The sequence below is a fragment of the Aeromonas diversa CDC 2478-85 genome (genome assembly GCF_000819805.1).
Lineage (GTDB): Bacteria > Pseudomonadota > Gammaproteobacteria > Enterobacterales > Aeromonadaceae > Aeromonas > Aeromonas diversa.
In genome coordinates this window covers 121,412-136,202 of sequence record NZ_CDCE01000027.1, presented here as the reverse complement: position 1 = coordinate 136,202, position 14,791 = coordinate 121,412, and the positions used below count along the sequence as shown (strand labels likewise).

Annotated in this window: 14 protein-coding genes; 8 read left to right on the top strand and 6 right to left on the bottom strand. The window is 58.7% G+C overall.

Annotated features, from left to right (window positions below; all coding sequences use genetic code 11):
- Window positions 1-32 precede the first annotated feature (32 nt).
- Window positions 33-1,394 (top strand): tRNA uridine-5-carboxymethylaminomethyl(34) synthesis GTPase MnmE, encoded by a 1,362-nt coding sequence (mnmE, locus tag BN1121_RS09160; protein WP_005351537.1) that lies wholly within the window; start codon window positions 33-35, stop codon window positions 1,392-1,394.
- 6 nt (window positions 1,395-1,400) lie between these two features.
- On the opposite strand, the gene BN1121_RS09155 is transcribed toward mnmE, so the two are convergent.
- Genes BN1121_RS09155 through BN1121_RS19005 form a run of 6 tightly spaced genes read right to left on the bottom strand, consistent with a single transcriptional unit; the run spans window position 1,401 to window position 7,848 of the window.
- Window positions 1,401-3,122, bottom strand: a complete 1,722-nt coding sequence (locus BN1121_RS09155; protein ID WP_005351535.1) for a putative bifunctional diguanylate cyclase/phosphodiesterase — start codon at window positions 3,120-3,122, stop codon at window positions 1,401-1,403.
- 26 nt (window positions 3,123-3,148) lie between these two features.
- Entirely contained in the window at window positions 3,149-3,580 is a 432-nt protein-coding gene (locus BN1121_RS09150; protein ID WP_005351533.1) for a response regulator, read from the bottom strand.
- Window positions 3,570-5,468, bottom strand: coding sequence for a sensor histidine kinase, YfiR-like protein-associated (locus tag BN1121_RS19015; RefSeq protein WP_005351532.1), 1,899 nt, complete (start codon window positions 5,466-5,468; stop codon window positions 3,570-3,572). Before BN1121_RS19015 ends, BN1121_RS09150 begins: the two co-directional genes overlap by 11 nt.
- Window positions 5,465-5,998 carry a TOL_0243 family YfiR-like periplasmic protein gene (locus tag BN1121_RS09140; RefSeq protein ID WP_043157386.1) on the bottom strand — a complete coding sequence of 178 codons (534 nt, stop codon included), beginning with the start codon at window positions 5,996-5,998 and terminating at the stop codon, window positions 5,465-5,467. The genes BN1121_RS19015 and BN1121_RS09140 overlap by 4 nt, the downstream gene beginning before the upstream one ends.
- A 9-nt stretch (window positions 5,999-6,007) precedes the next feature.
- Window positions 6,008-7,030 (bottom strand): TonB-dependent receptor plug domain-containing protein, encoded by a 1,023-nt coding sequence (locus tag BN1121_RS19010; RefSeq protein ID WP_161624297.1) that lies wholly within the window; start codon window positions 7,028-7,030, stop codon window positions 6,008-6,010.
- A 38-nt stretch (window positions 7,031-7,068) separates the two neighbouring features.
- Window positions 7,069-7,848, bottom strand: coding sequence for a TonB-dependent receptor plug domain-containing protein (locus BN1121_RS19005; RefSeq protein WP_161624296.1), 780 nt, complete (start codon window positions 7,846-7,848; stop codon window positions 7,069-7,071).
- 323 nt (window positions 7,849-8,171) lie between these two features.
- Here BN1121_RS19005 and mioC point away from each other — a divergent pair, with 323 nt between their 5' ends.
- From mioC to atpB, 7 genes are all read left to right on the top strand, one after another.
- The gene (gene mioC, locus BN1121_RS09130; RefSeq protein WP_005351527.1) at window positions 8,172-8,621 is read left to right on the top strand and encodes an FMN-binding protein MioC; all 450 of its coding nucleotides are present in this window, start codon (window positions 8,172-8,174) and stop codon (window positions 8,619-8,621) included.
- Window positions 8,622-9,131: 510 nt separating this feature from the next.
- Entirely contained in the window at window positions 9,132-11,021 is a 1,890-nt protein-coding gene (mnmG, locus tag BN1121_RS09125; protein WP_005351524.1) for a tRNA uridine-5-carboxymethylaminomethyl(34) synthesis enzyme MnmG, read from the top strand.
- An 8-nt stretch (window positions 11,022-11,029) separates the two neighbouring features.
- On the top strand, window positions 11,030-11,653 hold the full coding sequence (gene rsmG / locus BN1121_RS09120; protein WP_005351521.1) for a 16S rRNA (guanine(527)-N(7))-methyltransferase RsmG: 624 nt from the start codon (window positions 11,030-11,032) through the stop codon (window positions 11,651-11,653).
- 28 nt (window positions 11,654-11,681) lie between these two features.
- Window positions 11,682-12,485 carry a ParA family protein gene (locus BN1121_RS09115; RefSeq protein ID WP_005351518.1) on the top strand — a complete coding sequence of 268 codons (804 nt, stop codon included), beginning with the start codon at window positions 11,682-11,684 and terminating at the stop codon, window positions 12,483-12,485.
- Window positions 12,482-13,393, top strand: a complete 912-nt coding sequence (locus tag BN1121_RS09110) for a ParB/RepB/Spo0J family partition protein (protein WP_005351515.1) — start codon at window positions 12,482-12,484, stop codon at window positions 13,391-13,393. Before BN1121_RS09115 ends, BN1121_RS09110 begins: the two co-directional genes overlap by 4 nt.
- 204 nt (window positions 13,394-13,597) lie before the next feature.
- Entirely contained in the window at window positions 13,598-13,990 is a 393-nt protein-coding gene (locus tag BN1121_RS09105) for an ATP synthase subunit I (RefSeq protein WP_005351514.1), read from the top strand.
- A gap of 8 nt (window positions 13,991-13,998) precedes the next feature.
- The gene (gene atpB, locus BN1121_RS09100) at window positions 13,999-14,778 is read left to right on the top strand and encodes a F0F1 ATP synthase subunit A (RefSeq protein WP_005351512.1); all 780 of its coding nucleotides are present in this window, start codon (window positions 13,999-14,001) and stop codon (window positions 14,776-14,778) included.
- The last annotated feature ends 13 nt before the right edge of the window (window positions 14,779-14,791 follow it).

Here is a 14,791-nt window from a genome sequence, read left to right as displayed (position 1 = left end):
CAATGAGCCGCATCAGGACGGAGTGAAGATTGATGAGTACAGAGACTATTGTGGCCCAGGCCACCCCTCCCGGCCGCGGCGGCGTCGGCATACTGCGCGTCTCCGGCCCGCAGGCAGAACAGGTCGCCGAGATAGTGCTCGGCAAGCGCCCCCGGGTACGTTATGCCGAATACCTGCCATTTCGGGATGCCGGTGGTGAAGTGCTGGATCAGGGTATAGCCCTGCTGTTCAAGGCCCCCAACAGCTTCACCGGTGAAGACGTGCTGGAGCTGCAAGGCCACGGTGGCCCTGTCATCCTCGACATGCTGATGCGCCGCATCCTGCTGATTGATGGAGTGCGTCCGGCCCGTCCCGGCGAGTTTAGCGAGCGCGCCTTCATGAACGACAAGCTGGACCTGGCCCAGGCCGAGGCCATCGCCGATCTTATCGAGGCCTCCAGCGAACAGGCCGCCCGTAGCGCCATGCACTCCCTGCAAGGGCAATTTTCGAGCCGTATCCATCAGCTGGTGGAGAGTCTGACCCGGCTTCGCATCTACGTAGAAGCAGCCATCGACTTTCCAGACGAGGAGATCGACTTCCTCTCCGACGGCAAGGTTGCGGGAGATCTCTACGCCATCATGGACGATCTCGAGAGTGTGCGCTCACAAGCCAAGCAGGGCGCCCTGCTGCGCGAGGGAATGAAGGTGGTGATCGCCGGACGCCCCAACGCCGGCAAATCGAGCCTGCTCAACGCCCTGGCCGGCCGGGAATCGGCTATCGTCACCGAGATCGCCGGCACCACCCGCGACGTGCTGCGCGAGCACATCCACATCGATGGCATGCCGCTGCACATCATCGACACCGCCGGCCTGCGCGAGACCGAGGATCAGGTGGAGCGGATCGGCATAGAGCGCGCCTGGGCCGAGATCGAGCAGGCGGATCGGGTGCTGTTCATGGTCGACGGCACCACCACAAACGCGGTGGACCCGCGCGAGATCTGGCCGGACTTCGTGGATCGGCTGCCGCGCCACATTGGCCTGACCGTTATTCGTAACAAGGCCGACCTGACCGGCGAGGATCTGGCCCCGAGTGAGCAGAATGGTCACGCCGTCTACCGCATCTCCGCCAAAACCGAGCTGGGGCTGCCCGCCCTGCGCGAACACCTCAAGGCGATCATGGGCTTCCAGAGCAACACTGAAGGGGGCTTCATGGCCCGTCGCCGCCATCTGGACGCCCTGGAGCGCGCCGCCGAGCGTCTGCTGGTGGCCAAGGAGCAGCTAGAGGTATTCGTCGCCGGCGAGCTGGTGGCCGAAGAGCTGCGCCTGGCCCAAGAGTCCCTCTCCGAGATCACCGGCGAGTTCAGCTCCGACGACCTGCTTGGCCGCATCTTCTCGAGTTTCTGTATCGGCAAGTGAGGGCGCTCAGGCGCCCTGGATGGGCTTCGACAGCAAGGATAGGAAATCATCGGCAGCTACAGGGCGGCTGAAGTAGTAACCCTGGACCAGATCGCAGCCCTCATTGCGGAGAAAATCGAGCTGGTCCCGAGTTTCAACCCCCTCGGCCACCACCTTGATGTTAAGCCGGGCAGCCATGGCCAGGATGGCGCGCGTGATCTCCATGTCGTCGCCATTTTGGGGAATATCCTGAATGAATGACTTGTCTATTTTCAGCACATTGACGGGGAAGCGCTTGAGATAACTCAAGCTGGAATAGCCGGTGCCGAAGTCGTCAAGGGAGATGGAAACACCGAGATCCCGCAACCGTTCCAGAATATGCCGCGTAGTCTCCGGCTCCTGCATCAAGGCGCTTTCGGTGATCTCCACCTCCAACCGCTCCGGTGACAGCCCCTCGCTTTGTAGCACCTCCATTACACTCTCGACCAGATGACTCTGGCGAAACTGGAATGCAGAGAAATTCACCGCCACCCGTGGTGAGCTCTGACCATATGCCATGTGCCAGCGATGAGCCTGCCGACATGCCTCGGCCAGCACCCACTGGCCAAGCGGCAGTATCAGTCCGGTCTCCTCGGCCACGGGGATGAAACGATCCGGTGGGATGAAACCTCTCTCTGGATGCGGCCAACGCAACAAAGCCTCGGCCCCCGAGATGCACCACTTGGCCAGATCAATCTGGGGCTGATAGTGCAACGTAAACCCGCCCTGGCCGATGGCTTGGTCTAGATCCCGCTCCAACCCAAGCCGTCGATCCAGGCTCTCCCTCAGGTCGGGCAAGTAGAAACGGCAAGCGTTTGGCCCCGCCTTACCTGACTCGTTTAAGGCCAGTGCGGCGTTAGCTTGCAACTGCTCAGTCTGTTCGCCATCGATGGGGAAGATGCTGATACCAAGCCCCACCTGGATGCGCAGCGTGTAGCCCGATAAGTCGATCGGCTGACAGAGCACTCGGTGAAAGACACAGACAACATTCATCACCTCCTGGCGCTCCTTCAGCGTCGGCAGGATCAGCGCAAACTGATCCCCCCCCAGCCTGGCAACTAGCCCCTGCTCACCCACAGCCTCGACCAGACGAGCCGCCATAAGCTGCACCACCCGGTCGCTCGCCTTGTGTCCCAGACTGCTGCTGATGTCCCCCAGACTGTTCAGCTGAATCAGGATCAAGCCCACCAGGTGTCCCTGCTGCTTGGCAGCCTCACAGGCCGACTCCAACTGCTGATGATAACGGTAGCCGTTAGCCAGCCCGGTGAGCTCATCATAATTGGCCAGAAACTCGATCCTCTCTTCGGCTTTACGCTGCCTTCGCTTCAGATCCGCTTCGCGTAGCTCCCGTGGCACGGCGGCGGACAGGCGCTTGAGATTGCCTTTTAGGATATAGTCTTGAGCCCCTGATCTAACGGCTTGAACCGCCAGCTCCTCACCTATGGTCCCGGAGACGAAGATGAAGGGAACTTCCGTGTCGTGCTGCCGCACAATGCTCAGTGCCGAGAGACCGTCGAAATTTGGCATGGAAAAATCGGAGAAGACGATGTCCCACCCCTCTGGCCTGCGCAATGCCCCCCTTAATGCATCGGCACTGTCCACATTGACATAGTCAGGTTCATAGCCGCTTCGCCGCAACTCACGCAGCAGCAAATGAAGATCGTCCTCTTCATCCTCGACGATCAAGGCATGCAGGGATTGTCTGTCCATCTCACATCCCTCCGGGAAAGCATTCGCTAGTAGGGTAGTTCGTTGATCAGCAGCCAATACATGCCGAGCTGGCTGACCGCCTTGGCGAACTCCTCGAAGTCCACCGGCTTGCGCACATAGCTGTTGACGCCCAGGTTGTAGCTGGTCACCAGATCTTCGTCGTGTTTGGACGAGGTAAGAATCACTACGGGTAGATGACGAGTCGTCGCATCCTCCCGAACACGGCGCAACACATCCAGACCGCCTATCTTAGGCAAGTTGAGATCGAGCAACATCACGGCAGGCAGGCAATGGCGGTTGATGGCTCCCTCTTCCCCCATCAACATATCCAGCGCCTCGGCCCCGTCCCTGGCCACCATGATCTCGTTGCTGATATTGCAACGGCGAAATGCCCGCATGGCCAGGGCCTCATCATCCGGGTTGTCCTCTACCAGCAGTATGGGCCGGTTATTGTTCATGGTGGTTCTCCTCATTGCTGGACAGGGTGAAGAAGAAGGTAGCTCCCTCGTTGACCCTGGATTCGGCCCAGATCCGGCCGCCATGGCGGCGAATCACCCGCTGTACCGTGGCCAAACCGACCCCGGTACCAGGAAACTCACGCGCGTCGTGTAACCGCTGGAAGGCGGCAAACAGGCGATTGGCATAGGCCATGTCAAATCCTGCGCCGTTATCCCTGACGAAAAAGCCAGACTCTCCCTTGCCAAACTCGATGTATGGCGACGCCGTCTTGCCCGTGTATTTCCAGGCATTATTCAACAGGTTCTCGAGGGCAACCCGAATTAGCCTGGCGTCACCATAAGCGAGCAAGCCTCCGGCGATCTCAACGGTGACCTCTCGCTGGGGATCGCGCTCCCTGAGCTCGGCTACCAACTCCTGCGCAATGGCAGAGAGGTCCAGTGGCTGGCGCTCCAACTCCATACGGCTGACCCGAGACAGATTCAACATATCGTCGATCAAGCGTCCCATGCGCTGGGCAGCGGCACGGACCCTATCCAGATAGTCCTGCGCCGTGGCATCCAATCCCTCGCGATAATCTTCCTGTAGCGCCAAGCTGAAACCATCGATAGTTCGCAGGGGGGCCCGCAGATCGTGGGATACCGAGTAACTAAAGGCTTCCAGCTCCTTATTGGCGCTCTCCAGATCGGCCGTTCGAATGGCAACCCTTTGCTCCAGTTCGGCATTCAGCCGCACCACCTCCTGAGTCGCCTGCATCCGTTCATGTACATCATCGACGACCCCCATCCACTCTTGGGGGCGACCGTCCAGCCCAAGCAAGGGCACTGCTTTGAACAGGACATAGCGGTACTCCTGACCACGCTCATGCCAGAGACGCAGACTCCGCTCCATGGGAGCCCCCTCCTCGCAGGCCTGGCGCCACAGCAGGCGTAAGCCCTCTCTATCATCGGGGTGGAAGGCATTGAGCCAACCTTCTCCGGCGTGGGTCTCCGGCGTCTGACCCGTGTAACCGTCCCAAGCACTTTGGCTTGGCTGAAAGCCTCCCTCACCGTCGGCCCGCCAAATGACGGTCGTCAGGGTCGTCACCAGAGTGCGATAGCGCCGCTCACTCTCACGCAGAGCGGCTTCAGCATCGGCACGCACCCCAACTTCACGTGCCAACTGTCCGTTGCTGGCCTCCAGTTCGGCCGTTCTCTGCCCAATCTGGGACAACATGTTATTGAAGGCATCGACCAAGTAGCCTATCTCGTCGCTGGTCGTTTTCTCGGCGCGCAGTCCATAGTCGTGACGTTCGATCACTTGGCGTGCCAACTCAGTCACCTCCAGGACGGGACGAGTAATTCTGGACTGGATCCAGAAAGAGAGGACTGTGGAAGCCACCAGAGCCAGCACTGTGACACCGAAGGCTATCATCACCACTTGAGCGGCCCGCTCCTCCAGACCCGACTCGGCGGCGATGAAGACGGTTCCCTGGATCTCGCCGTTCGAGCGAACTCGCTGGAACAGCCGGATTTTATCGCGCTCGATCAGCAGGCTGTCCGGCGACGGGGAATCAGGTAACTCATCGGCATGGCGATCACTATTGAAATAGCGGGCAAAGGGCTTGCCTTGGGCATCATAGATAACGGCGGCATCTATCTCAGGACGCAGTCGCAGCAGAGACAGGGTGTCGTTGGCGGCTTCGGAGTCCTGAAATTGCAGGGCCGCCACACTCCCTTGACCGATCAGCTTGGCCTGGGTGATCAATTCCGTCGATACCCGGGTTTGGTAGTTATCCAGATCGTTGGCGATAAAGCTAAAGCCCGAGATGAACAAGGCCATCACCGTCGTCATGAGCATGCCAATCATCAGCTTGTGACGAATGGAGCGCACGCCTAGCGCCATGATCATCTTGCTGCCTCCTTAACTTGGCGAGCGACCGCCAACAAGCGTGAACTAATCTTGAGCCGGTTTGCCTCGGCGGCAGCCAGCGAAATATCGAAACGAACCCGGTTGTCATCAAGGCTAAAGTTGATACTGCTGCCTTGGCTGAGACCATCTGGGTTATCCGAAATAATCAAGACGGGCGTCCCCTTGAGACGCTGCGACAACCCTCTGTGGGCATAGTCCGCAGGACCCAGGTAGAGAACATGAACCCGCTCTGGAACCTGCGCTGCCGAGAACTCGTGAACCTCGATGGGGCGCTCGACAACGCGGCGCCCCTCGACAGTCTCTCGAAGCCGCCTGATCATGTCGGGATCGCTGTCGATGGCCCCGATTACAATGGGGCTGTCCGAGGTGGGAAAGGTGCCGGGTGGCCACTCCACATAGCTACAAAACTTATACATAAAGGCGGCTTTGACACTCAGGGCCAGATCATCGGCGCGAACAAAACCCGGCGCCAGCATGACCAACGCAATAGACAGGAGCCAGGCTCTCATCATTCCCCCTTAGAACCGATAGCGCGACTGCAGATACAGGCTGCGCCCGAACTCGCTGCAGCTCCCCTGGGTGCCAAACTCGCAGTGTCCCGGCCCCACCAGATTGCGCCCCACGAGTGAAAGATCAAACGCATCGAAGGGGCGCCAGTTCAGATTCATATCCAGTGTGGTATAGGCAGGAATGTCAGGAGTGGAGAGAGCCCCAACATGCCGTAGGGAAAGATCCAGATCGTGAGTGGGGCTTAAAGCCCCACTCACGCGCAACTGCCACTGCCAACCGGGATCGTTGACACCTCCTGTTCCCTTTCCTGCGTCGGCACTGTCCGGCTTCAGGCGAAGATCCTCATCCATCAGCAGCCCCCCTGTCATCAGTTGCCAGTCTTGGGTGAGTCTATATTGGGTCCAGGCCTCAACTCCCTTGATGGTCGCCTCCATCCCGTTGCTTATCACCAATGCGCCGTTTCTGGGCTCAGTGGTACGCAGATCGTCATACTCGCTGTAGAAGAGGCTCAAGGAGTAGCTGGCCCGACTGCCGGCCTGCCCCCTGTATCCCAGTTCCATGGTATTTACCGTCTCGGAAGAAAAATCGGCACCACCGTCCAACAGGTGAGGTATATAAAATTCCCGGTCCAGACGCGAAGGGGTGCGGACTCCACGCGCCAATGAGGCCCACCAGAGATGCTCTTCATCCAGGTGCCATGCCAATCTGGCACTGGGCATCCACTCCATTCCGGTGTAGGTGTTATCCTCCAGACGCATTCCAAGAGTCAGACGCCAGGTCGGCGAGAGCAGGATCTCATCCTGGACGAACAGACTGCTCCAATGCAGGCGACGATCCGCGGGCAGAAACTGTAGTAGTGGTCCATTTTCGACCGAATCCCATGCCATCCGCTGCCCGACACCCCAAACAATCGCCTGCCGCTCACCCCATCCCAGATTGTGTTGGAGTTCGATGTCCAGTATGTCCAGCGCTTCCTCGAACAATCCGGGCAACTCCCGTTCGCGGCGATCGTAATAGGCTTGCAGTTGCAACCGGGAATCCTCAGTCAGAGTGTGCTGCCAGCGCCCCATCAGATTGACCCCCCGAATGCGACCATCGTCCAGCCCCCCCTATCCAGTCGTCCCTGGTAGGCACCGCCCAGCATAGTCAAAGAGCCCGTATCCACCCGAAAGCCAGCCCGACCTGAGCGCCAGGCATCTCCCCTGTCGTCTCCACTCTCTCTTTGAGTCTGATTCTGATGGGCTCCCTCACCATAGACACGGTAATAGCCATCCGACACTGACCCTCCATACCTCAGCGCGGCCCCCTGCTCTTCTCCCCCCCCACCCGCCATGAGCAGACCGCCCTGGGTTGCCGCAGCGGAGCGGGTAATCACATTGATAACTCCGTTCACCGCATTGCTCCCCCAGAGAGTCGCGTTGGCACCTCCGATAACCTCGATGCGTTCGACGTCCTCCAGCAGCAGATCGTGGGTGTCCCAGAACACGCCAGAGTAAAGGGGGGTGTAGGCGATACGCCCGTCGATCAATACTTGCAACTTATTGGCGATATTGGAATTGAAGCCGCGGGCACTGATGGCGTAAGTCTGGGCGTCGATGCGGGCAACCTGCAGATTGGGGGCCAATCGCAACGCCTCAGGCAGCGTTGTCGCCCCGCTACGGCGGATGGCTTCCCCCGTGATCACATAGACACTCGCTGGCGTGTCACGAAGGCGCTCCGTCTTTCGTGAGACACCGCTGACTTCAATGTCAGCCAGCTGCTCCAGACTAAGCTCAGCCAGATCTTCATGCCCATAATCATCAGCCCAACAAGATGACGAGGCGGAGCAACCCGCCAGCGCCAGCAGCAAGAGATGCCTTCGATGCCGGATTGTCATGAACCATTCAGCTCCAGAGGTTGCTGTCGATGGCAGAAGTATAGATAGAAGGGTTCAAGAAGCCATTCGGCACCACCCCGTATGACCAGGGTGCTGTCGATGCCATTTTGCTGCGAGTATCGGCGCTCACTCCTTTCCCATTCTGCCCAGCAACCTCATTTTTGAAGCGATGGCTCGAATCATTCCATTTTGCAGAAAATCACATGCACCATCCTTTCTCCCCAGACTTTATCCATATTTATCCACATGAGTAGGGAGTAGAATTCGCCCACACTCACTGTAAACAGGATCTACCCATGGCTCATGTCCATCTGGTGATCGGCTCCATGCTGGGGGCTGCCGAGTATGTCGCGGAACATGTATGCGGCTTGCTGGAAGAGGCCGGACACCAGGCCACCGAGCACAATCCGGCTCGGCTCGACGAGGTGCTCGCCGATCCCGACGGCATTCTTCTCGTGGTCACCTCCACCCACGGTGCTGGAGACGTCCCCGACAACCTGCAGCCCTTCACCGAGGATCTTTCCCTTAAAAAACCGGATCTTGCTGGTCGTCGTTACGGCGTGATCGCGCTTGGAGACAGTAGCTACGATACCTTCTGCGGCGCCGGCCGAACGCTGGACACCCTCTTGTCGAGCTGCGGTGCCAGCCGGATCGGCGAGCGCTTGGAGATCGATGTGACCCAACACGAGATCCCCGAAGACGCCGCCGAGATCTGGATCCGCGACTGGATAACACTGATCGCATGATCAGTGGTTGGGGATCGCCCGTTTTGGCGCGATCCCCACCGTGCCCCCGCCGATCCACTGTCCACTCAGTTATCAACAGATCCGCTGCGGATCAGTTTTCATATGTTTACCCACAACAAAACCCACATATGTGGATAACCATGATGTAAACCTCTTAAAAACCTATAGTTATCCTATGATGAACTCGATGGACGGATTTGCCATGTGCATAAAATGGCAGGTTGTCCCCTGCTCCCCCCCTCTTGGATCCAAGCTTTTCCACAGCTCACGATCGCGCTTAACGCAATGATCTTTCTGATCAAAAAGCCCTTATCAACAGATCTCGTCGGATCTAATAAAAGATCCAATAAAAGATCGATCTAAAGATCCTTTAAGATCTATTCGACGGATCCTGGATCTATATTGGACACCAAGTAGACGTTCCCCTGAGGCATCGAAACGGCTAGAATGTCCCGCCTTTTTAACCGGGCAGAACAACGATCTTCAGGCGTGCAGATCAAGGTGATCCAGATGCAATACCATGAACAATTTGATGTGATCGTCGTCGGTGGCGGTCACGCCGGCACCGAGGCGGCCACTGCGGCAGCCCGTATGGGGATGAATACCCTGCTGCTGACCCACAATATCGATACCCTCGGCCATATGTCGTGCAACCCGGCAGTGGGTGGGATCGGTAAAGGACACCTGGTCAAGGAGATCGACGCACTCGGCGGGATCATGGCGCGCGCCATCGATCTTGGCGGGATCCAGTTCCGCACCCTCAACTCATCGAAGGGACCTGCGGTACGTGCCACTCGCGCCCAGGCGGATCGTCTGCTCTACAAGGCAGCGGTGCGCCAGATGCTGGAGAACCAGCCGAATCTGAAGATCTTCCAGCAGGCCTGCGACGATCTCATCATGGACGGCGACCGAGTGGTGGGGGTAGTCACCCAGACCGGGATCCGCTTTACCGCCAAGGCGGTGGTGCTGACCGTTGGCACCTTCCTGAACGGCCTGATCCACGTTGGCCTCGAGAACTACCGCGGTGGTCGCGCCGGTGATCCTCCCTCGATCGCCCTGGCTCAACGTCTGCGCGAACTGCCACTGCGCATCGATCGCCTCAAGACCGGCACGCCGCCACGCATCGATGCCCGCAGTGTCGACTTCTCCGTGATGCAGGAGCAGCCTGGTGACACGCCGACCCCGGTCTTCTCCTTCATCGGTGACGCCAGCCAGCACCCGCGTCAGATCTCCTGCTTCGTGACTCACACCAACGAGCAGACCCACGACGTGATCCGCGGCAACCTGGATCGCAGCCCCATGTACGCCGGGGTTATCGAGGGGATCGGCCCCCGTTACTGCCCCTCTATCGAAGACAAGATCATGCGGTTTGCCGACAAGACGTCGCATCAGATCTTCGTCGAGCCCGAGGGGCTGACTACTCACGAACTCTATCCGAACGGCATCTCTACCAGCCTGCCGTTCGATGTGCAGGTACAGATCGTTCGCTCGATCCGTGGCTTCGAGAACGCCCACATCACTCGCCCTGGCTACGCTATCGAGTACGACTTCTTCGATCCGCGGGATCTCAAGGCCAACATGGAAAGCAAGTTCATCCCGAACCTGTTCTTCGCCGGCCAGATCAACGGTACCACCGGCTACGAAGAAGCCGGTGCCCAGGGGCTGCTGGCCGGTCTTAACGCAGCCCTGCGCGCCCAGGGCAAGGATCCCTGGCATCCTCGTCGGGATCAGGCCTACATGGGCGTGATGATGGACGATCTCTCCACCCTGGGAACCCGCGAACCCTATCGCATGTTCACCAGCCGTGCCGAGTACCGCCTGCTGCTGCGTGAAGATAACGCGGATCTGCGCCTCACCCCGGCCGGCCGCGAGCTGGGCCTGGTCGATGACGAACGCTGGGCCAAGTTCAACGAGAAGCTGGAACAGGTCGAACAGGAGCGTCAGCGCCTGCGCAGCACCTGGATCCACCCGCAGCACCCGTCGCTGGCGGCGATCAACGAGCTGGTTAACACCCCGCTGTCACGCGAACACTCGCTCGAAGAGCTGATGCGTCGCCCCGAGGTCACCTACGACGGCCTGATGGCCATCGAGGGGGTTGGTCCCGGTCTCGAGCACGCCCAGGCCGCCGAGCAGGTGGAAATCCAGATCAAGTACGCCGGCTATATCGAGCGTCAGCAGGACGAGGTGGAGAAACAGCTGCGTAACGAGCACACCTTGCTGCCGCTGGATCTCGACTATCGCGATGTGAACGGCCTCTCCAACGAGGTGGTGGCCAAGCTCAACGATGCCAAGCCGCAGACCATAGGCCAAGCCTCGCGCATCTCCGGCATCACGCCGGCGGCCATCTCGATTCTGCTGGTTCACCTGAAAAAACACGGTCTGCTGCGCAAGACCGCCTGAGGATGCCCATGCTGGAAAGATTGAACGGCCTGCTCGTGCAGGCCGGTATTGTTATTACCGATCAACAGAAGAGCCAACTGGTTCAGTTGGTTGAGTTGCTGCACAAGTGGAACAAGGCTTACAATCTGACCTCGGTGCGCGAGCCCGAGGCCATGCTGGTCAAGCACATCATGGACAGCCTGGTGGTCAGCCCCCATCTGCAAGGGGAGCGTTTCATCGACGTGGGAACGGGTCCGGGGTTGCCTGGGTTACCGCTGGCCATCATCAATCCGGACAAGCAGTTTGTACTGCTCGATAGCCTGGGAAAGCGGATCCGCTTTATTCGCCAGGTGATCCTGGAGTTGGGGTTGACCAATGTCACACCGGTGCAGTCTCGGGTTGAGGATTACCATCCCGAGCAGGGATTCGACGGGGTGCTGAGTCGTGCCTTCGCCTCCCTGGAGGACATGCTGACCTGGTGCCACCACCTGCCCGCCACCGATGGCCGCTTCCTGGCTCTCAAGGGGATTTACCCCGCCGAGGAGTTGGCCAGTCTGCCAGCCGGCGTCTCTCTCATCGCCTCTCATGCCCTCAAGGTGCCTGAGCTGGAAGGGGAGCGCCACCTGCTGGAGTTTAATGTCACCCGTCCCTAGTGGGCACACTATCGAGTTAGGGGAGAGCGTGGGAAAAGTCATCGCCATAGCCAACCAGAAGGGAGGCGTAGGGAAGACCACCACCTGTGTCAATCTGGCCGCATCGCTGGCTGCCACCCGACGCAAGGTGCTGGTGATCGATCTGGATCCCCAGGGCAATGCCACCATGGGTAGCGGGGTCGACAAGTACGACGTCGAGCGTACCGCCTATGAGCTCCTCATCGAAGAGGCGCCGGTCGGCGAGGTGATCATCCGTGAGACCACGGGTGGCTATCACCTGATCGCCGCCAATGCGGACGTGACCGCGGCCGAGATCCGCCTGATGGAGTTCTTCGCCCGCGAGATCCGGCTGCGTAATGCCTTGGCATCGGTGCGGGACAAGTACGATTACATCTTCATCGACTGTCCCCCTTCCCTCAACATGCTCACCGTCAACGCCATGGCCGCCGCCGATTCGGTGCTGGTGCCCATGCAGTGCGAGTACTACGCGCTGGAGGGGCTCACCGCCCTGGTCGACACCATCAGCAAGCTGGCCGCCGTGGTCAACCCGGACCTGCGGATCGAAGGGGTGCTGCGCACCATGTTCGATCATCGCAATCGTCTGGCCAATGATGTGTCCGATCAGCTGAAACAGCACTTTGGCGACAAGGTCTACCGCACTATCATTCCCCGCAACGTCCGGTTGGCCGAGGCTCCCAGCTTCGGAGCGCCGGCCATGCACTATGACAAATCTTCGGTAGGGGCCAAGGCCTACCTGGCGTTGGCCGGCGAGATGCTGCGTCGTCAGGAACAAGAGCGACAGGCCGCTGCTATAGAACGAGAAACCCTATGACCCCGAAGAAACGTGGCCTCGGCAAGGGCCTCGATGCCCTGCTGAGCACCAGTTCTGCGGCCCGCCAGAAACAGGTTCAGAGCGATCTGCGTACCGAACAGGCGATGCAACCTGTCATCCCCCAAGGGGAGCTGCGCAAGCTGCCGGTAGAGTGGCTGCAATCCGGCAAGTATCAACCGCGCAAGGACATGTCTCAGGAGGCGCTCGAAGAGCTGGCCAGTTCAATCCGTGCGCAAGGGGTGATCCAGCCCATAGTGGTCCGCACCCTGGGGGAGCAGCACTTCGAGATCATCGCCGGTGAGCGCCGCTGGCGTGCCGCCCAGCTGGCCCGCCTCGAGGTGGTGCCCTGCCTGGTCAAGGACGTACCGGACGAGGCCGCGGTCGCCATCGCGCTCATCGAGAACATCCAGCGTGAGGATCTCAACGCCATCGAGGAAGCGGTGGCACTGCAGCGCCTGCTGACCGAGTTCGAGCTGACCCACCAGCAGGTGGCCGATGCGGTTGGCAAGTCCCGTACCACGGTCACCAACCTGCTGCGTCTGAACCAGCTCAATGACGACGTAAAGCGTCTGGTGGAGCATGGCGATCTCGATATGGGCCACGCCCGCGCCCTGCTGGCGCTGAGTGGCGAGGCCCAGTCAGAGCTGGCCCGTACCGTGGTTCAGAAGGGCCTGACGGTGCGCGAGACGGAGCGTCTGGTGCAAAAGAGCCAGGAGCCTGTCGTGGCCAAGGAGACCCGTGCCGCCGATCCCCAGTTGGAATACCTGGAGCGCCAACTGGCCGAGGCGATTGGTTCCAGAGTCCAGATCCAGACCGGTAAAAAAGATAGCGGCAAGTTAGTGATAAGTTACGGAAGCTTGATGGAATTGGACAAGATATTGGGCCATTTTGGCGTGTCTGGATCGTGATTTTTGCGCTTTTTGTAGTAATAAAACATGCATTACATTGCATATGAAAGGAAGCTGAATATGCGCCTCAACACCGCAGAAAATAAGGCTTTCTGTCGTGTTGCAATGGCCCTCTTCACGGGTATAATTTGACCGGCTTTTAAGCTGTGTGAATAGGGGGGTAAACCTCCTTTTTTTACAGTTTAGCTACATTCGGGGAGTTTGATGGTTACAGTAAAACAGACTTGGCAGGGGCTACGGCTCGGCTTGGTCCTCCTTGTTATCCATCTCTTCCTGATACTGGTGAGCGGTGCTGTCTGGTACCATTTTTCGGGACTGCTCGCCGGGTATTCCGCCCTCATAGGGGGAGGAATATTCTGGTTCCCGCAGTTGCTCTACAGCCTCTGGGTCTTGGGACGGGATGCTTCTCGAACCAGCCCGGGCGTGGTGCTGTGGGACTTCTACGTTGGAGCAGGGATTAAGCTTCTCTGTACCGTGATGCTGTTTGTCATGGTGCTGGTTGAAATGGAGACGGATCACCTTCCTCTCTACGTCACCTATGCCCTATCTCTGTTTTTCCAATGGGTCATTACGATCATTCTCAATAACCGCTACTAGGAAAACTCATGGCTGCAACCGGAGAAGCCCTGACTACTCAGGGGTACATCTCCCACCACCTGCACCATCTGCAAGTGGGTTCGGGGTTCTGGGCGGTAAATATCGACTCCATGATATTTTCCGTTGTCCTCGGCGCGCTGTTTATCTGGATCTTCCGTAAGGTTGCCGTTTCGGCTACCAGCGGCGTTCCGGGTAAGCTGCAGTGTTTTGTAGAGATGGTTGTCGAGTTTGTGGATGGAACCGTCAAAGGGATCTTTCACGGCAAGAGCCGCCTGATTGCCCCTCTGGCCCTGACAGTTTTCATCTGGGTATTCCTGATGAACCTGATGGACCTCATCCCGGTCGACTATCTGCCCTACACAGCACAAGCGTTGGGTATCCCCTACTTGCGAGTAGTTCCTTCCGCCGACGTTAACATCACCATGTCCATGGCCCTGGGTGTCTTCGCCTTGATCATCATTTACAGCATCAAGATGAAGGGTGTCTCCGGGTTTGTGAAGGAGTTGACTCTTCAACCCTTCAACCACTGGGCACTGATCCCCGTTAACTTCGTGCTGGAGTTGGTTACCCTGCTGTCCAAGCCCATCTCCCTGGGTCTGCGACTGTTCGGTAACATGTATGCTGGTGAACTGGTCTTTATCCTGATCGCCGGCCTGCTGCCGTGGTGGTCCCAATGGCTCCTTAGCGTGCCTTGGGCGCTGTTCCACATTCTGGTAATTACTCTGCAAGCCTTTATCTTCATGGTTCTGACCATCGTATATCTCTCGATGGCTAGTGAAGATCATTGATTTTATTAAATTT